We start from the raw sequence: 19,726 nt of genomic DNA, 5'->3' as shown, positions 1-19,726 counted from the left end.
CGTTACATGCTAAATCCCTGCTTATTAAAAATAAGCAGGGATTTTTAATAGACACTATTAGCGTACACCCAATGCCATTTTGGCATAGCGTGACATTTTGTCTTTTGACCAAGGTGGATTCCATACAATATTTACATTTGTACTTTTCACTTCTGGAAGCTCGTTTAATGCTGTATTCACTTGATCCACAATCACTGGGCCAAGTGGACAGCCCATCGATGTTAACGTCATTGTAACCGTTGCTACACCTTCATCATCTAAATCTACATCATATACTAAACCTAAGTTGACGATATCAATTCCAAGCTCAGGGTCAATTACATTTTCTAATGCACCTAACATGCTATCTTTCATATCCTGATCCATTCCCATTTCTCCTTCCATCATAGTGTTAACCTTATCATAGCAGATGCATCATATTATGCCAAATGCTCTGCAAGCCACTCTGTTGCTGCCAACATTCCATCACGTGGTACAACATGTCCAGCCTTTTTATTCACCATGAATGTTAAATTTTCAGGGTTTGCTTGATAGTATTCCCGTAATGTTTCATAAAATTTATATGTTTCATGGAAAGGGACGGTTTTATCTAATTCACCGTGCCAAAAGAATATCGGGCGTCCCGCAAATTTTTCAGGAGTTAGACTAACATCATAGTTAGCTAGGACCTCATTAATTTTTTGAACATCATTCTCTGTCATGGGCCAATTGACACCACTTTTTATGAATTGCTGTAATTGGTATTCACCCAACTTTATAAAACCAGGCGCACCCATACATATTGCAGCCGTTTGAATCCAATCATAAAGCTTAAGGCAGCCTGATGTCACAATACCACCCATGGACGTACCTGCTAGGCCAACTTTATGATTAGCTAATAAATTTTTATTCTTTAATTCATTATATAATTGTTCCACTTCATGAATAGAATTTATAACAATGTCCCAAAATTTCAAGTTCATTTGCATCTCTGTTAGGCCTTCGTTACGATCACCATGAAATTTTGCATCTGGTAATAGGACACGCACCCCTTTATGCACCAATTGATATGCATAGTGTAAGTTATGTTCTTTTGCACTCATAAAGCCGTGTAAAAAGATCACTACCGGTGTTTCTTCATTCATATTGTCTGAATGTATATGTAATAAAGGAATATTTCCCCACATTTCTTTTTCTACAAACATTCTTGTCACTCCCAACTCTTGTCTCATCTTTATGTTAGCAAACTTTTTTCACTGTGACAAAATTTTGACGAATGAAAGACAAAGAGATACTATTCAAACTATAGGAAAGGGGCAACGAGCTATGAAACCGCATTTAATCGTGTTAGATTTAGATGGTACTTTATTAACAGACCAACAACAAATTTCCTCAAAAACAAAAAAATCATTATTGCAGGCTAAGGAACAGGGGCATCAAGTGATGATTGCAACTGGCCGTCCATATCGTGCTAGTGATATTTATTATCATGAGCTTGGGCTTACAACACCAATAGTCAATTTTAATGGAGCTTATGTGCATCACCCTAAAAATGCCTCTTGGCAGCATATGCACACTCCCATTGATTTAAGTGTTGTCCATGATGTCGTTCATTCCATTAATAGTTATGAGTATGAAAATATTATTGCTGAGGTAAAAGATGATATTTATGTACACACAGAGGATGATCGCATCTTAAATATTTTTAATATGGGTAATCCCAAAATTACACTTGGGGATTTATACACACATCTCTTAGATAATCCTACAAGTTTACTGATACAGGCAAATGAAGCCAATTCTGTCATTATTCGTGACCATTTACAGGCTGTACACGCTGAAGTTATTGAACACCGTCGTTGGGGAGCACCGCTTCATATTATAGAAATTGTTCGCCGTGGCTTAAATAAAGCAGTAGGCATTGCACACGTAGCAAAGGATTTAGGTATTCCGCGTGAACGCATTATTGCATTTGGTGATGAAGACAATGATTTAGAGATGATTGAATATGCTGGAATTGGCGTAGCGATGGGGAATGGTATATCAAGCCTTAAAAATATTGCCAATGAAATAACTACGACAAATAATGAGGATGGGATTGCAAAAATACTCATCGAACGCTTGAAATTATCATAGTTAAGTAGTAACTTCAAGTTACTATACCATTTTTACCAGTTTAACTTTATTCAGTGGTACCCCTTCCGGTTGACTTAAGTGAGTACCGACTGAATAAAGCTAAACAGGCTTTAAAAAGTAAGTTGAAATTAGGGGGACAAGAGAATGAAGATTTTTACGGATAGTGGATGTGATTTACCAAAGTCTTACTATGAAGAAAATGATGTCGTGCTACTCCCTTTACGAGTGCAATTGAACAACAAAGAATATGAAGATGTCATTTCCATTGATTCCAAAGAGGTTTATGATGGAATCCGTCAAGGTTCCCAACCAAAAACATCTCAAGTATCGCCAGAGCTTTTCTTGAAGCACTTTGAAGATTTAGCCAAAAAAGAGGAGGAAGGTATCTATATTGCCTTTTCTTCAGAATTATCCGGCACATATAGTACTGCTCAAATGATTCGGAATCAAGTATTAGAACAATATCCTTCATTGAAGTTAGTCATTATTGACTCTAAATGTGCATCACTAGGACATGGACTTGTTGTAGAAGAAGCTGTTCGACTTAGAAATTTAGGAACCTCCTTTGAAGATGTAGCGACTAGAATTAGCGCTTTCGCTCCTCAGATGGAGCATTTATTTACAGTTGAAGATTTGGACTACCTCGCTAAGGGTGGGCGTGTCTCAAAGGCTAGTGCCTTTTTAGGTGGTCTTCTAAGTATTAAACCTATTTTAAATGTAGAAGATGGCAAGCTTGTACCGATAGAAAAATCACGTGGTCGTAAAAAAGCACTTAATCGTATGCTGGATTTAATGCAGGAGCGTGGAGGTAGCTTTACGAATAAAATTGTTGGTATTAGTCATAGTGATGATGTGGCCTTTGCCAATGAAGCAAAGGCATCCATTCAGGAGCGTTTTTCTCCACAGTCGGTTCAAATTACAATGATTGGCTCAGCGATCGGTTCACATGTGGGGCCGGGCACTATCGCAATCTTCTTCACGAATAAGAGCTATCAAGGCTAAGCCATGAATGATTGGCATTGCCGAGCTGTTTGAACTTCACTGAATGAAAACAAAAATAGCATGTTAGGACGACTCCTAGCATGCTATTTTCTTTGTGAAATTATTAAGAAGCGTCTTGTTCTTGACGACGAACTTTTCCTCGTCTAATGATGATGACAACAAAGCCAATAAAGATGACCCAAACTAAGCCAAGAGCAACCATATACGGCACGTTTAATCCCTCATCATTTCGAACCTGATAAATCTCTACCATTTCTCTGTCTAAAATAACTGGATAAACTTGCTTTTCATTTATACGAACTTTTTCCTCATGTAAAATCCCGTTTAGCATTTTCCCTTCACCCAGTTGTTCAGGTGTTAAGTCCACGCGTTGTGTTTTGCTCGTATTATTAACCATAATTACCCATTGTTCTTCATCCGAAGTACGTGTAAAGACAAGTAGACCATTTTCATTTGTAATGACTTTAAAATCACCATTACGTAGAGTGGCAGACTGATTTCGTAAGGTTTGAACATTTTTTATATAATCAATTAATTCTTCATCTGTTTTAAAGTTATAAAGTTGATGTGTATCAGGTTTAGCTTCCCCGTTCATCGCAATTTCTGTACCATATTGGACAACTGGAGTTCCTGGCATCATAAATAAAGCACCCATAGCCATTTTTAAACGTGTAGGCGGGAACATATTTTCATTCGCAGAATCGAATGTAAAACGGTGGGTTTCTAGAGAATCTACCATAATTTGCGTCGGTTTTTCTCCTGAAAATGGCTCTGTTAATTTAGACGAGTCCATATCAACATTCTTAAAGATATTACGATAAATTTCTGCTGTCTCCGTTGAGAAGGTTGCATCAAAATCAGCATCGCTCGCTTCATTTGTTATGACATAAAGAGAGGCTTTAGTATCTTTTAATGCAGCTATCATGTTATTTATAAAATCCGTATCAGCATCTGAAATATGGGTTAATCGAATCCCACCAATATCATATGTAGAAACAAAATCTATGGCTGATTGAATAAGCGCTTCTTGCACGTCTTTATTCGATAAATCCCACTGAATTTGCCCATTATTCGTAGAAGCAATCCAGTCTGCTTTGGCAGCATCCTTTCCCCATTCATGATTAGGACTTACATCACTGAGTGGGAAATCCACCATGATAGACATGTTTTTAGCTTTATAGGCCTCTACAACACTTTGGAATTCTTCTGTAGTCCCAAAATGGCGTTCAATCGTAGAATAGCTTGTTGGCATAGATCCATCATATTTTTCTGTAGAGTAAATAGGTCCAATGGAAACAATTGTATAACCCATTTCACCGATAAATTTTAATTTATCTTGTAGACCTGTAAAATCCCCCCCTGCAAATTTCGAAGGGTCTTGCGTATTTGTATCAAAATCGTTTGTGCCCGAGCCATTAAAGAAACGGTCAACGAGTAAATCATAGATGCTCTCTTCTGCAATCGATGTTGTCGCTTTTGCATCCGCATGCGCAACAGGTGTAGTACTTACAAATGTAGTAGCTAGTAAAAGTGATGCAGCTGTCGCACTTATCCACTTCTTGAATTTCACTGTTATTCCCTCTCTTTCAAACCAATCCATCGTCATTTTACCAAATAACACTGTCACGTCGCTATCATTTCAAAAGATTTTACGAAAATGCGGAACGAATTACGGCAAAAAGGTGTCCGTTCACTTCCATTTCAGTATGCTATCTGCTTAAAAAAAATAAAAGCCGCGAAGCACATACTTCACGACTTTCACCAAATATTATGCTAAGAAATTTTGACCCATTGGTAGCTTGAAGCCTAGGAACAATGTAATCAATAAGAATACTGCAAATAAAATCCAGAACATGCCAGTTGGTTTATTTTTCTTTTGGCGTACTAATACCATTTCCATCATACCAATTACTAGAATACCACCTATGAATTTAAAGCCGTAAAGCATGCCCATGTTGTAATTCATGCCTTCAATGAATAATGCCCCACCTGTAATGATAATTAGTACATAGAATAGACGCAATGTCATATGTAAGCCTTTTGATTGCTTGCCCATTAGCGCAGCGATTAAAAAGATAACAATAGCTACTACCCACGTAGTAATATGCAAATGCGTTTGGCTAGTTAAAAAACCCATGTTTGTCCCACCTCATTCATTTTTCTATCAAACTCTATCCTACCATGCGATGGAAAGGGTTTCAAACATTACAATAGTGTTCACATAATTTACACTATTTGCGACTTAGAAACTCCCTAGAAAGCAACTTACACAGGGAGTAATAAAAAAATCCGCGGAGTAAAGACTCACACGGATTCCCTTTTATTATTCAAAATGGTTGACTAAAGTACCGATGCCTTGAATAGATACTTTTACTGTATCTCCAGCTTTTAAGAATTGTGGCGGGTTCATGCCTTTACCAACTCCTGCTGGTGTACCTGTTAAAATAACATCGCCTGGCTCTAGTGTTACATGCTCAGATAGGATAGATACTAAAGTTTCAACTGAGAACATCATGTCCTTCGTCGAGCCGTTTTGGCGTACTTCATCGTTTACTTTTGTGACTACTGTTAAGTCCTGAGGATTCGGAATTTCATCCTTTGTTACAAGGTATGGTCCAAGCGGACAAGTGCCCTCCAAGCTTTTACCTAAGAAGAACTGTTTATGCTTCTCTTGTAAATCACGAGCTGTTATATCATTGGCAATTGTATAACCAAAAACATAATCATATGCTAAGTTTTTCGGAATGTTTTTACCACGTTTTCCAATAACGATAGCAAGCTCCCCTTCATAATCCAATTTAGATGAAAGGTCCGCATGGATGGAAAGCGTTTGTCCATCTGCTGCAATAGCCGTTGGTGATTTTGTAAATACCATTAATTCCGTTGGTGCTGCCTCTGCACCCATTTCTTTGGCATGTTCATTATAATTTTTACCTATACACATAATATTTTTAGGTGTACGTGGGATTGGTGAAAGCCACTCGATTTCTGTAAATTCACGTTTAAAACTATTAGCACGATCTGATTTTTCAGCTGCTTCTACTAATTTACGAATCTGTTCAACAAAATCAAAGCCTAAAGCAATGCCATCTACAATTGAACTTGAAAAAGAAGGGAGAACTTGAAGTTCATTTTGAATAGCGAGTACATCCCATACCGCTTCTTCTTTTTTTACTTTTGGTCCAAAGCTTACATGTCCACCTAATTTGAATGATAAAATTTTCATGATTGAAAGAGCTCCTTCTTTTTTCTACATGATACAACAATATGATAGAAATTGCCTCACTTTTGCGACAATAATTTTATAAGTTGTTATATCTTCATAAATTATGCATGTGAAGCGGAATATATTATCATATTTTTCCTTTTTCCTTATACGTTAATTTGCGCCATAAAGCCTCTAACGGACCTTGCTTCCATTTTGATAACCAAATTTCGGCTATGATCATTTGTACAACAATTATTCCAAAGGCAATGAATACACCTGTTTCTACACTTACTTTCCCATACCAACCAAAGCCAAATTGATAGAATAAACACGTGCCGATTATGGATTGCAATATATACATCGTTAACGACATTCTTCCAATTTTGCCAAAAGGACTAAGTAGCTTAGGTACAATTGACAGCAGGCAAAGTAGCACTATGACCGCGATATATCCCACAGAAAGGATAGGGCCACCTATGTATACCTTTAAATAATCTAATAAATATGTCCGTGTAAGCATAATAGGCAAACTTTTGATTGTTATGCCGATAATCAATCCGGCAAGGGCAAGTGCTAGCCACAGCCATTTTAATTCTTTTGCTCGCTCTACTAGACGCCATTTTGATGCAGCTGCGCCTATTAACATATATGGTAAAATAGTAAACAATGCGGCAAACCACATCCCTATACTTGCTTGCATCGATAAGTCTGTTAAGCGTTGCATAAAGGCATCTAGCCAGTTTCCAGTCCCATAAGCCGTAATCGCCTTCTCAACAGATACAATATCTAAATAGTCATCCACCTTCGTATTAAACTCCATAATCCCTAAAACAAATAACATAAAAACTTGCATCAAACCATTCATGATAATTGCACTAATCAATAACCAAATAGGGCTTAAACGTAGTAAAAGCACTAAAAATACCCCACAAAAGGCGTACACCATTAAAATATCGCCCCACCATATGAGTACGGCATGTATGAAACCAAAGGCAAATAATACAGAAAGTCTTCGTAATCCTAGCGTATAGAAATTTTGCTCACGACTTTGTGCTTTTTGCCACTGCATGGCAAGCCCATAACCGAATAGCATCGCAAATAGTGGATAAAAGCTACCTTGTACATAAATATCTAAATTTTTCTGCCAAACGATATCGGATGGTGTTGTAAACCAAGATGCCAAATCAATATGCGGCATTGGCAAATAAAATGCATACATATTTACGAGTAAAATACCTAATAAACTAATACCTCGTAAAATATCTAATGTTGCCAGTCGATCCTGCAACATTGTCGGTTTAAACTCCACAAAATAGCCCCCTCTTAAATAGCAGCTATGGTGTAAGCAGAGCAAGCAAAAATTGCATGACTCCGCTTTCCATAACAAATGCTTATGCCTGTACAGTTTGTTCATTATCGAATAAATACAGCACTTTTTCACTTACTTTAATTTGTAAAATCGATTCAATAGCTTCACTATAAACACGAAGCTGAACAGCATAACGCCCCATTATTTCCTTTGTCAGGGCGGGCTCCTTTGCAAAATGTGGGAGGATGCGGTCTGTCTTGTAATCTAGCAAGACCCAGTTACCATATTCATCCTCAAACAAACAATCGATAATCCCTTGGACGATTTGAGCATCCCCATCTTCATCTACTCTACTAATAGTAAATGGCATTTCTCTACGTATCTGTCTTGCCTGCTTAAAGCGTTGTCCAATTTCGGTATGAAAGAAATGATAAACTTTCTTTATCGGAACCACTTTTCCCTCTGCCTCTGTTAGTAGCTGTTTTGCTACTAAATTTGCTACAAAGCCTTTTACAGCTTCAATAGTATCAAAGCCAAACTGTGGAATATGCTGCATCACTGTATGTACAGCCGTTCCTATTTCCGTGCCTGTTAGCTGTTGATCCTGTAAAAAGGTTGGTCGTGGTGCAATAGAAGTTGAAGTCCGCTTAGCTGGAGTAGCAAAATAATATTCTGGCTCCTCCTGACGCTGTAAGTTTTCTATACGCTTAATTTCACTAACCGACGTTTTAGAGCGTTTTCTTGTTGATTTTTGATACGTATACTGCGCTTGAAAGCGTGTCGTTATTTCGGATAAAAGTGCCTCATCCTCTTGTGTTGTAAGGTGTTGTTGTATTTCATCATTAAATGCCTGTATATCATACGAATAATGTCTCGTATCAATGGGCTGTATCCACCAATGGGATGGACTGTCCAATTCTTTATATGAAGTGGTAGCTTGGGAGGCAAAGTCACCATGTCTTGCCACAGCTGGTCCAATCCAGTCTAGATAACTATTAGCTCTAGCCCGCAAATATTCTTGAAGCGGAGCATCACTCGGTATATTTTGTGCATCCTGCCAGTTGTCTCGTGTTTTCTCCCAATTCTTCACGGAGCCCACTAAAATCAAACGTTCCTTTGCACGTGTCATGGCAACATATAAGACACGCATTTCCTCTGCACGCATTTCCAGCTCTTTTTTCTCTTTCAGCGCCAAAAACGGTAATGAAGTATAAGTTATCCGATTTTCTGGGTCAATGGCCTTTACAGCTAGGCCAAAATCTTGGTCGAATAAATAAGGATGATGAAAATCCATCTTATTAAATGGGCGTCCCATTCCTGCCACAAAGACTACAGGGTATTCTAATCCCTTGGAGGAGTGAATGGTCACAAGGCGTACTACGTCGTCCTTTTCACCAATTGATTTAGCAGTCCCTAAATCATCTCCGCGTGTACGCATCCGATCTATAAAGCGTAAAAAGCGGAAGAGTCCTCGAAAGGCCGTTTGCTCATACATTAATGCACGATCATGTAAGATACGTAAATTGGCCTGCCGCTGCTTACCATTGGGCATTGCACCAACCATTTCATAATAATGTGTATCTAAATAAATCTTCCAAATTAAATCTGATAGTGATCCACGCCGTGCTAAATCTCGCCAATTTTCAAAAGCTAGCATAAAGCGTTGAAGTTTTTCAAATGTAGTCGTCTGTACTCCATGTCCTTCACTTCGAATAAATTGTCGTAATGCATCATAGAAAGGTACCTTTGAATCAGCTAAGCGGATTTTAGCTAATTCATTTTCCGTCAAGCCAACAAAAGGTGCACGCAGTACAGAAGCCAAGGGGATGTCCTGATAAGGGTTATCCACTACCTTTAGGACATTTAATATAATCATGACTTCCAGTGCATCAAAATAGCCCTTGGACGACTCTGCATAAAGTGGAATACCCGCTAGTTTAAATTCCTCCACTAAATCCGTCGACCATGTCATAGAGCGCATTAAAATAACAATATCACTATACTTCAATGGCCTTTCTGTCATTGATTTCGTATCATAGACAGTGGTGCCATCTTCCATCATCTGTCGTATACGATCAATAATAAAGCGTGCTTCATATTGTGACTTTTTTAATTCCTCTAACTCAGATGCTTCATCAGTTTTATCCTCTTGCTCGTCTACTGTTTCCTCATCCTGTGGAGGATGCATCACGACAAGCTCAACAGGTACTTCTTTTTCATCATAGGGCGCTGCTGGCTTTAATGACGCATTGTCATCATAGAGAATTTCGCCGACACGCTCACCCATAATTTGAGCAAAAATATAGTTTGTCGCGTTCAATACCTCTTTACGACTACGAAAGTTGGCATTTAAATCGATACGCATGCCCGTTGCATCAGGCGTTTCCAAAAACTCACTATATTTCCTCATAAAGAGCTTAGGTTCGGCTAAGCGGAAACGATAAATACTTTGCTTGACGTCTCCCACCATAAACAGATTTCCATCCTGTTCTTCTCCTGATTTGACAAGTTGTAAGATCGTTTCCTGTAGCATATTTGTATCCTGATATTCATCCACAAGTACTTCCTTAAAACGTTTTTTCAGATCAAGCGCTACGGGGGATGGCTGTAGCTCTCCATCTACCTCAACTGTTAAAATTTGCAGTGCATAATGCTCTAAATCTGAAAAATCAATAATACCTCGCTCTAACTTGGCAAGTCTGAATTGCTCACTAAAAATAGTCGTCAATTCCACTAATGTGCCAATTATTGGCGCCATCAAGCGTATTTCTTCTAGCAAACGTGCGGGGGTGCGAATAAAATAGGTTTCTTTCATTTTATTCATAATTTTTTTCGCTGCTTCCCGCTTTTTCTTTGCAAGCTCCTGTAACTCCACGTCTACTAAAGCGTCCTTTGATACTCGCTTTAATGTAGACCACTTGACAGTCGCAAAATAATCAAAGAGTTCCTGCCATGTACCTTCCTGACTTATTCGAATCCCTTCCTGAATCATAGCAAAATCAATTTCTGCCGTTTCAGCATATGGGGCTGGTCCATCGGGTTGGAGGGTAATTGCTCGCATTTCTGAAATTAGTACGAAGGCTTCCTCCAAACTATGTCGAACAGTCAATTTAACATAGTGGGATAGCTCTAAATCATCAATGGTCACTTCCTCCGCTAATTCATAAGCTTTCGGTAAGCTCCACAGCCATCTTTGAGGCTCTGCGTGTACCCGAGAAGTATCATAAAGCTTACTAATCAGCGTTTCTATAGCCTGATCATCTCGATCTGACGTAAAGCTATCCACAAGTCGATAAATAGCTTGTACCTGTGTCTCTTCTTCAGAATCATAGGCTCCTTCTAGAACATCCGCTACTATATCATCTCTTAATAAGGCTACCTCTGCCTCATTAGCAATACGAAATCCAGGATCGATGTCGAGCAAATAAGCGTACTGTTTAACAATTGCTAAACAAAAAGAATGCAATGTTGATATTTGCGCCTTATTAATAAGACTCAGTTGTCGTCTTAAATGACTGGAAGTTGGATTTTCTACTATAGCCTTTTCTAGAGCTTCTGACATTCGATGGCGCATTTCAGCTGCTGAAGCATTCGTAAAGGTCACCACCAGTAGCTCATCTACATTAATGGGATTGTCAGTAGCAATAACTTTTTCAATCATACGATTAATCAGTACCGCTGTTTTCCCAGACCCCGCTGCAGCCGACACAAGTGTATCCTGACCACTAGCGTAAATGGCTTTCCACTGATCGTCTGTCCATGAGACATCCGCCGGCTTTATAGGAATTGTTTGGACCATGCTACTCTATCTCCTTCCGAATTTTATCAACAATTTCATTTGGTTTCGCTTGCATTAACTGACGATAGTTTTGTTTACCATCAGATGGATCAAATTGACAAACTGCTGCAAACTGACAATAATCACAGGCCGTTTTGGATTTTAATTTATACGGGCTGATGGCCGTGTCACCAGACAAAATCCCATTCCCAGCCTCCTGATGCTTACGACGTACGAAATGCTGAAGTCTTTTCATATCCTTCACAGGCACAATGCGAGATTGCGATTCAGAAGGTGTTCCATCTTTTTTCATATAGACTGGGATAATTTTTGAGTGACCACTACTTTCCTCTAACTGCTCGTCCATTGATAAAATGGATTCAGCATTCTCAGACAGTAAACCCTTCATTTTATACTGCTTTAATCGGTCCTCTTCTATTTCACTATCCGTCATATCCTTATCTAGTTTTAACATGGGGTTATGGACATGGACATACAGTACCCCAGCAGGTTCTGTTTCCCCTGGAAGCCAATAGGTGCTATTTTCCATTGCCACGTCTAAATAGGTAAGAACCTGTAAAGACAAACCATAATAAACCTCATTTAAATCTAGATCTCGAGCTGATGATTTATAATCAACAATCCGTAAATAAGAGCGGTCATCTATCGTGGCACTATCTATTCGATCAATACGCCCTCGCATAAACATTTTCTTACCACTAGTCAAATCAATCTCAAGAGGGGGAAGCTGTTCATGTTGTCCTGGGCCAAACGATGCCTCGATCGCAATTGGTTTAAAGTGAGACACATTTGCATGCTGCGTCAATGCCATCATCGTGCGTTCCACAATTCGAATAAGCTTACGCTGAATATAGCGATAACGTGCACTAGACAATAAAATTTGATGGGAGAAGACAGGAACAATTTGCTCTACTGCTTGACGTGCCAACTGTTTAATTTGTTGTTTTGTTAAACGAATCCAGGATAGTTGCAGTCGGTGAGTTTCCTCTGTTATCCACTTTAACGCCTCATGGAATAAATCACCCATTGCAAAGGTTTCCAAACGGTACTCCGCACGTTCTTCTAAACGTAGACCATACGTTGTGAAATGAGAAAATGGACATCTAAAATATTTCTCTATTCGAGACACACTAGATGTGAGCTTTTGCCCATATAACTCTTGTGTTATATAGGTTTCCAATGGCTCTGCTTCATTTTTATGAGTAATTGGATAATGTACCCGATCAAAAATAAGTGCCCAATATGGGTCCTGTTGATAAAATTTTTGTAACGCTAACCATTCTGGTGCTAGCTCACGGCTATGCTCTGCCTGACGTAGTTGCACCATTAAATGTGCTAACGCTGTTCGCGGATGGCGTAAATACGGTAAAGCACTTTCATCTAATAATTCAATTGGATCCATTACAACACGCTCCGCTTGAACACCACTCAACAACCCAGCTATTTTGTCATTTCCGATGAATTTTTTTATATAAAGAGACGATAACAGTGCCTTTCCTTCTTCATCTGCTGTTGGATACGTCAAATAAAGCTTGTTTGACGGTGTGGAGGCCGCTCGATAAAATAAGAAATTTTCCTGTAATAAACGGTTAGAAGAGGTTGGTGCTAGCTCATAACCAATTTGACTAAACCATTCACGCTCCGTATCTGACAATAAACCTTCATATTCCATCCGAGTTGGATACACACCATCATTCATCCCTAAAACAAAGGCCACTTTAATATTGGATAAACGAGCTAAATCAACCGTCGCTACCATAACCTCATCTAAGGTTGGCGGAATGCGAGAAAATTCTAATGTATCAAAGCCCTCATCAAGAATTTTAGCCGCTTCCTCCACTGACATCTCCTGCTCGCCAAACATATAGACAAATTGATCCAGTACATTGATCCATTCATTCCAAGCTTGCTCATGCTCACTCGCTGCGAGTGCATCTACTCGCTCAAGCTCACGATCCTTCATAGCTTGAAGCTTCTCATATACCTGTAATGACTCTACTAGCTCAAATAAAGCGGTGGCAATATCCTTACCTGTTGACGCTATACTCAGTTTGTCTTGTAAACTCTTTAACGGTTGACGAATTTCGTCACGAATTGCCTCAATTTCTGCTTGCATCGCACGTTCTTCATCTGTTTGTACACGCGAATGGAACTCAAGCCCACGATACTTTTTATAAAACCAACGAGGCTCTTCAAACCAGCGTTCACCATAGATTCCTTGCGCTAAGCAATAATTTTCCAATCGATCAGCTCGTTCACGCCAGATAGTTAGCTCCGCTTGTAAGGGGAAAAACAAATCTGTTTTTACACTTCGAAATACAGGCTCATACTTCCAATTAGACGTCATGATTTCTAATGCCGAACGACTAAGCTCTATCAATGGATGATGGAGCATTGTTTTTTTAGTATTTGTAAATATAGGAATTTCATATTGTTGGAAAATACTTGTAATCAATGGATCGTAAAGCTCTGCTTGTCGATATAAAAGGACTATATCTTGATAACGATAGCCATATTCTCTTGTAAGCTTTGTTATTTCCCGGGCAATCGCGTGAACCTCCGCTCTACGATTGGATGCTTCAAATACCATTACATCTCCAGAAGTTTTTTTGGTGTGGGGCACCATATTAGCAAAATTTGCCTCTACATGTTGTAAATCTTCAGATTGAAATCTTTGAGTATAATAAAAATGTAAAGGTGGCTCAACGTCTATGCCTTCTTCATTTGCAATATCATGTAATCGCTGATTCGTTAACGCCGCTTCATGAAAAAGAGCCTGTTCATCAAAAGCTTCGTCTATATGATCAAACGGAAGAACCACAGTTACATGTTTAGTGACCTTAAGCAATTCACGGACCAGCTCTAACTCTCGCACCGTAAAGGCCGTGAAACCATCAATGTAAATGGTTGCTTGCTTCATCGTTTCAGCATACTTCAATTGCTCCGTTAAAATCGGATAATACCCCTCACTATCGACATATGTCGTACCAAGGCGTTCCTCTAATGCCTGCAAAACGACATATAAATCATTCGTTTTGGCTTGTAAGGTATTTGGCGCGTCAATTGCCTTTAAGGATTCCTTTACCTCAGCTAAAACAGAGCTATTTACACTATATCGACTAAATTCTTTTAAAAGTGTTTCAATTTCCTCCGTAAAACCACGTTTTCCAGCAGCTTGTCGGAATAAGGAGAACTCACTTTTTTGTTCCTCCAGTAGTTTACGGATTAGCATTCGATAACCATAGCCATTTACTTCTTTACGAGCAATCCCACCAGTCTCCTGTAAAACGAGCCATGCTAAACGCTTAAACGTCATCACTTGTGCACGAATTAAGCCTTGCAAACCATGCCTATTCGTTAGCTCATATTCCGTAGAATAAGACATCTGGTCAGGAACAATTATAAAAATAGGATGACCTAGTGGATCACTCTTTAGCTGTTCAACAATTTCTTGATGAATAAATACCGATTTCCCTGTTCCTGAACGTCCTGAAACAATTCGCAATGTCATATCCGTTTCCCTCCTCTATAGATTGCCTTCTACCTATCTTGATTGAGCGTTAGTAGCGATTCACTAACATTTATATATAAATTATTTTTTATCGTTTCTATCACTAAATCATATTCCGTTAAAAATGATTACGCCATTAACAACGATGGTTAGCTATCTTAAATTCTATCGAAAAAAACTAGCAAATACTATCTATCAACCTTCGATAGACAATAAAAACCAATGAATTCATTTCACAAAAAAACAGCCTCTTCAGCTATTCAAAGAGGCTTCAACTATTTATCTTACATGGTGATCCTGATTTTTCGTCAAATTTCGCGCTTGTTTTAAATCTCTCTCTACACGGGCATTCAATCGCTTCTCAATCAGCTTACCGATAAACCATAAAACAACAATCGCAACAGCTGCAATTATTAATTTCACGGGGCTTGTTAGTAACGATTTTAAATCATATCCCAATACACTCATACCTAAAATCATGACGAACTTGCCGGCTAGTAATACGACTAAGTAAAACTTTTTATGAATATGAGATAAACCCGCTACAATATTCACGATGACAGAAGGTGTAAAAGGGAAACATAGGAGGACAAAAAGAGGGCTTATACCATTCATATCCACCCACTTAATAAGCTTCTGTACTTTCTTACTGCCAGTTATAAATCGCAACCTTGGATGTTTTCCAAAATGTCGGACAAGCAAAAACACTACATAGGAGCCAGCTGCAGAACCCAACCAAGATAATAAAAACCCAAGCCATAAGCCAAATGCACTTGCATTAGCTACAACGAACACCACTAATGGTAGGAATGGTAAAAACGCTTCTAGAAAAGGTAGCAGTAAACCAATGATGGGGCCGAGTGTTCGATACTGCGCCGCCACAAGTTCAATATTTTCTACTGTAAACCATTCTTTCAATATCGACACCTCTATTTATACTGTAAAATTAAATGAAAAATTGTTAACCCTTCAGATGTATTTCGATATTCATGGGGTTGATGCCCCGAGAATACTAGTGTATCCCCTTCATCCAGTAATTCATGCATATCTCCGGCAGAAATAGCAGCTTGTCCTTTGATGATCATGACAGTTTCCTCTACCCCTTCTGTATGGGCTTCACTCCTACTAACAGCTCCCGGCTCCATTTCAACCTTGTAGAATTCCCAGCCTCGTTCTGGATTATACGGAATAATTGAATAGACACGATAGCGTCCCTCATCCTCATCAACATGTGGCACATCCTTACTGCTATAACGCATGAAATGAGCTGTTGGCGGCTGTAATAATGAAGAAAATGAAATACGCATACCAGCAGCTATTTTCCAGATGGTTGATACCGTAGGATTGGCCTCTCCTTTTTCTATTTGAGCGAGTTGCGCTTTACTAACGCCTGTCGCTTTGGCAACATCATCTAAGCTTAAATGTCGTTGTTGTCTAATTTTCTTTAATTGAAAGGCTAAATTTCGACTCATTTGTTCCATTTATAATCACCAATTTTCTATTGTTTATTTTATCAGACATATGTATACTTTAATAAACATCAAGAACTATCAAACTATTCCATCAACAGTATACATGGAAATTTTTAAGAAAGGATGACCTATTTATGACAAGTACAACAGAGCTTCATCATGATCCGGCAACAAGCTCTCCTAACGATAGCTTTATACAAGGCGTGAAGGATTGTGTACCCACTTTACTCGGTTATATTAGTATAGGACTTGCATTCGGTGTTGTAGGTTCCGCTTCAGGACTATCAGTGCTAGAAATCGCCCTTTTAACTATATTGATTTATGCAGGCTCTGCACAATTTATCTTTTGTGCACTACTTTTAACAAGTAGTCCTGCTTCTGCTATCATTGTAACCATTTTTGTCGTCAATTTACGCCATTTATTAATGAGTTTAACATTAGCACCTCATTTTACGCGTTATTCCATGCTTAGAAATGTAGGCTTCGGTACTTTATTAACAGATGAAACCTTTGGAGTGGCTGTGACTAAGCAAATGCAAACCGGTAAATTATACGGTAAATGGATGGATGGGCTTAACTTAACTGCGTATCTTTTTTGGATTTTATCTTGTGTCACGGGTGCCTTCTTAGGGCAATGGGTGGCAAATCCTGAACAATGGGGATTAGATTTCGCCTTAATCGCTATGTTTGTCGCTCTTTTAGTTTTACAATTGAGTAGTGTCGGCAAAAGTAAAATCGTGCATTATATTAAGTTAATCGGCTATATGGCTGTTATTATGTATGGTCTATCTTATATAGTACCTTCACATGTGGCTGTTTTACTAGCAACAGTAATCGTAGCAACCATTGGGGTGGTGACAGATAAATGACAACAACCGCTTATATGGTATGGCTAATTATTGGCTGTGCGCTTGTCACATGGCTACCACGTGTCATTCCTTTTATTTTTGTACGCAGTGTTACACTTCCAGATGTTGTCCTGAAGTGGCTTAGTTTTATTCCTGTTTGTATTTTAAGTGCTCTTGTCATTGAAAATTTAATCGATACCGAAAGCGGCAAAATTGTGACGCTTGATTGGCCAGTCTTTATTACATTTATTCCAACGCTACTTATTGCACTGATTACGAAAAGTTTATCTATTACTGTCGTTGCAGGAGTGATCATCATGGCAGCTGTGCGATTTTTCATGTAAAAAGGTCAGTCCCCCATGAGGACTGACCTTAGACTGTAGACAAACTCAATGAAATAAAGTAAAGCCGTTGATTTCCACTACGGGCGGACGCTTTCCGCGGGCGGGGTCGAGCTGCTTCCCTCGCTTCGCTCAGTCCAGGATCTCGACTTTCCCGCTTTTCCCGCAGGAGTCGCCGCCCTTCGTTCCTATCAACTTCTACATAAAGTACCCCATCTACATAGGTAAATTTTTGAGAAACATCGAAACCTTTGAATGGTGCTAAGTGTCAAGCCTTTCCCAATATACAGAAAGTAAGAATCACAAAAAACTCATTCAACGCCATATTGGGGAACTGTATGTGGAGGAAGCTGAACATTTACGCCATTCCTATGACATCAAACAAATTTCCCTAGAGGTCTGAAAAATTGTCCATGCAGGCGATACCTACTACTTGCTGCCATGAATTTAAAGAAACTAGCTACTTGGACGTGGCAGGCGGCTTCAAAGAGTTCTTATACTTGAAGAGTCTGTTTTATTGGATATCAAATTACCATTTTTAAACATAATGAAAAAGAAAAAAATGACAAAAGGAATCGAGTGTGAACTTCTCAATTCCTTTTGTCGACAGTCTGAGGTCAGTCCCCCATGAGGACTGACCTTGTTTATTTCTTCATTTTACTTGCTAGCCAAAAGCCCACTGTCAATGAAAATGCATCTATAACGAAAATAATTGGTGGAGATGTATATCCAGCATATACAGAGGCAGCGATAAGCGCAATGGCCAATAATAGGGCAACATAGCGATTAAACGTAATTCTTGTGAACAATAGCACCAATAAAGCAGGTATGAAGAGCGCTAACATCATTTTGCCAAAAACGTCCATTATATATCCCTCGGCTCAGCTAATAGTAATCCAATTCGGTAATGATCATTACTATAAATTACATGCTGCGTTAAACGAATTTCATTGTTTCGATCTAACACTTCAAGACGACAATGAGCTGCATTTAATTGTAATGCCTCGTATAATTCATTTTCTGTAAAAATAGAAACACCATTTACTTTCCGAATACATTCCCCTGCAAGTAAGCCCATTTTCTCAGCTGGCGAATCAGGAAGCACTGCTGCAATAATAGCACCCTTTGTGCTAGGTGCTACCGCATAATGATCTGTTTTATCCTGCTGAGCATAATAAATGGAGATGATGATACGGATAATCGCTCCCAACCCAAGCGTCATATAACCGATCATTGGTTCAAGATATGCAGCCAGTCCCCCTATTAAAATAAGCTGTCCAAGTATCACTACAGAACGTCCAATTTTAGGTAATACTAGGGCCGGTAATTCCCTTCTTATCAGCTTGGAAAAGCCAATTACGAGTGGGAAAAGGACGAGTGCAAAGCTAGTATCCCCAATCGTAAACTGTGGCCAGTACGGGAATACAGCAGAAATCGCATCACCAGGCATAACAAAGAAAATGGGCAATACCCAAACATTTCTTGAACGATAGACAATCGCCTGCATACCTCGTTTTGTTTTTTCCATACCAGGTGTTGTGACCTTCATTGCCGCACGTCGAATTAAAAGCCCTTCAGCAATGACGCAAAGACCTACAATAATAGAAATGGTAACGATAGCCCCATTCTCTAAATCGACACCTGCCAGGGAAATGCCCCCCCAAGTAAATGACCAATTGTAGTAAAACATAGCCCATATTGCTAGCGTTGCTACACCCATGGTTAAAATAGGTGACAAAGCATTCAGGAAATACAATACGAGCCCTACGATAGAGACTGCTATTACAAGGATTAAAAAAACTTTTGGAACGGTAAGGCCTGCCGCCACACTAATCAGGGAAATAAGCAAAGCATAAAGCCATCCATCTTTCCATTGTCCGATTAACTCTGTCCAGCCCCAAATAATCCGTCTATTAAAATATTTACGCTCCTGCTTTACGCGACGATAACCTAATAAAATAGCAAATATTATGGCTATATACAGTAATGGGTTGAGTAAAAAGCGGCCAATCGCTGTTACAATTTCTAATAAAATCTCACTAACCATACGAACACCCGCCGTTTCTATCTTGAATACTATGAATTTATTGTATCAAACGACTACACTCTTGCGTAGTACAA

The 19,726-nt window shown here is 39.0% G+C and carries 16 protein-coding genes and 1 pseudogene; 5 read left to right on the top strand and 12 right to left on the bottom strand.

Annotated elements, in window-relative coordinates:
• Nucleotides 1–57: 57 nt before the first annotated feature.
• Both ACE1MS_RS03270 and ACE1MS_RS03265 read right to left on the bottom strand, forming a co-directional pair.
• Nucleotides 58–366 carry a metal-sulfur cluster assembly factor gene (locus ACE1MS_RS03270; protein WP_025116795.1) on the bottom strand — a complete coding sequence of 103 codons (309 nt, stop codon included), beginning with the start codon at nucleotides 364–366 and terminating at the stop codon, nucleotides 58–60.
• Between the two features lie 53 nt (nucleotides 367–419).
• On the bottom strand, nucleotides 420–1,184 hold the full coding sequence (locus tag ACE1MS_RS03265) for a prolyl oligopeptidase family serine peptidase (protein ID WP_031418750.1): 765 nt from the start codon (nucleotides 1,182–1,184) through the stop codon (nucleotides 420–422).
• 121 nt (nucleotides 1,185–1,305) lie between these two features.
• Between ACE1MS_RS03265 and ACE1MS_RS03260 the strand changes: the two genes are divergently transcribed.
• Both ACE1MS_RS03260 and ACE1MS_RS03255 read left to right on the top strand, forming a co-directional pair.
• Entirely contained in the window at nucleotides 1,306–2,115 is an 810-nt protein-coding gene (locus ACE1MS_RS03260) for a Cof-type HAD-IIB family hydrolase (protein WP_031418748.1), read from the top strand.
• A gap of 144 nt (nucleotides 2,116–2,259) precedes the next feature.
• On the top strand, nucleotides 2,260–3,117 hold the full coding sequence (locus ACE1MS_RS03255; protein ID WP_447402703.1) for a DegV family protein: 858 nt from the start codon (nucleotides 2,260–2,262) through the stop codon (nucleotides 3,115–3,117).
• Nucleotides 3,118–3,220: 103 nt separating this feature from the next.
• On the opposite strand, the gene ACE1MS_RS03250 is transcribed toward ACE1MS_RS03255, so the two are convergent.
• The 8 genes from ACE1MS_RS03250 to ACE1MS_RS03215 form a co-directional block, all read right to left on the bottom strand.
• Nucleotides 3,221–4,687, bottom strand: coding sequence for an alpha-amylase family glycosyl hydrolase (locus tag ACE1MS_RS03250; RefSeq protein WP_031418747.1), 1,467 nt, complete (start codon nucleotides 4,685–4,687; stop codon nucleotides 3,221–3,223).
• A gap of 198 nt (nucleotides 4,688–4,885) precedes the next feature.
• Nucleotides 4,886–5,254 (bottom strand): YisL family protein, encoded by a 369-nt coding sequence (locus tag ACE1MS_RS03245; protein WP_012292941.1) that lies wholly within the window; start codon nucleotides 5,252–5,254, stop codon nucleotides 4,886–4,888.
• A gap of 186 nt (nucleotides 5,255–5,440) precedes the next feature.
• Nucleotides 5,441–6,343, bottom strand: a complete 903-nt coding sequence (locus tag ACE1MS_RS03240) for a fumarylacetoacetate hydrolase family protein (protein ID WP_447402702.1) — start codon at nucleotides 6,341–6,343, stop codon at nucleotides 5,441–5,443.
• A 127-nt stretch (nucleotides 6,344–6,470) separates the two neighbouring features.
• On the bottom strand, nucleotides 6,471–7,634 hold the full coding sequence (locus ACE1MS_RS03235; protein WP_447402701.1) for a DUF418 domain-containing protein: 1,164 nt from the start codon (nucleotides 7,632–7,634) through the stop codon (nucleotides 6,471–6,473).
• An 82-nt stretch (nucleotides 7,635–7,716) separates the two neighbouring features.
• Entirely contained in the window at nucleotides 7,717–11,433 is a 3,717-nt protein-coding gene (gene addA / locus ACE1MS_RS03230; RefSeq protein ID WP_447402700.1) for a helicase-exonuclease AddAB subunit AddA, read from the bottom strand.
• Between the two features lies 1 nt (nucleotide 11,434).
• A complete protein-coding gene (gene addB, locus ACE1MS_RS03225; RefSeq protein WP_447402699.1) occupies nucleotides 11,435–14,944 on the bottom strand; it encodes a helicase-exonuclease AddAB subunit AddB in 3,510 nt (1,169 codons plus the stop codon).
• Nucleotides 14,945–15,223: 279 nt separating this feature from the next.
• On the bottom strand, nucleotides 15,224–15,862 hold the full coding sequence (locus ACE1MS_RS03220) for a TVP38/TMEM64 family protein (RefSeq protein ID WP_012292936.1): 639 nt from the start codon (nucleotides 15,860–15,862) through the stop codon (nucleotides 15,224–15,226).
• A gap of 11 nt (nucleotides 15,863–15,873) precedes the next feature.
• Nucleotides 15,874–16,425 (bottom strand): helix-turn-helix domain-containing protein, encoded by a 552-nt coding sequence (locus tag ACE1MS_RS03215; RefSeq protein WP_012292935.1) that lies wholly within the window; start codon nucleotides 16,423–16,425, stop codon nucleotides 15,874–15,876.
• A 125-nt stretch (nucleotides 16,426–16,550) separates the two neighbouring features.
• On the opposite strand from ACE1MS_RS03215, the gene ACE1MS_RS03210 reads away from it, so the two are divergent.
• From ACE1MS_RS03210 to ACE1MS_RS03200, 3 genes and pseudogenes are all read left to right on the top strand, one after another.
• On the top strand, nucleotides 16,551–17,285 hold the full coding sequence (locus ACE1MS_RS03210; RefSeq protein ID WP_012292934.1) for an AzlC family ABC transporter permease: 735 nt from the start codon (nucleotides 16,551–16,553) through the stop codon (nucleotides 17,283–17,285).
• Complete coding sequence (locus ACE1MS_RS03205; RefSeq protein WP_012292933.1) at nucleotides 17,282–17,608, top strand: AzlD domain-containing protein; 327 nt, start codon at nucleotides 17,282–17,284, stop codon at nucleotides 17,606–17,608. Before ACE1MS_RS03210 ends, ACE1MS_RS03205 begins: the two co-directional genes overlap by 4 nt.
• A 239-nt stretch (nucleotides 17,609–17,847) precedes the next feature.
• Nucleotides 17,848–18,109 (top strand): annotated as a pseudogene (locus tag ACE1MS_RS03200) (IS5/IS1182 family transposase); the annotation flags it as partial.
• A gap of 140 nt (nucleotides 18,110–18,249) precedes the next feature.
• Here ACE1MS_RS03200 and ACE1MS_RS03195 read toward each other — a convergent pair.
• Nucleotides 18,250–18,471: a DUF2198 family protein gene (locus ACE1MS_RS03195; protein ID WP_012292931.1), complete on the bottom strand. Its 222-nt coding sequence runs from the start codon at nucleotides 18,469–18,471 to the stop codon at nucleotides 18,250–18,252.
• Nucleotides 18,471–19,652, bottom strand: coding sequence for a PDZ domain-containing protein (locus ACE1MS_RS03190; protein ID WP_036167199.1), 1,182 nt, complete (start codon nucleotides 19,650–19,652; stop codon nucleotides 18,471–18,473). The genes ACE1MS_RS03195 and ACE1MS_RS03190 overlap by 1 nt, the downstream gene beginning before the upstream one ends.
• Between the last annotated feature and the right edge of the window lie 74 nt (nucleotides 19,653–19,726).

This window comes from Lysinibacillus sp. fkY74-1 (assembly GCF_053165895.1).
Note: the sequence above shows the minus strand (reverse complement) of the source record. Positions and strands in the feature narration are given on the sequence as shown.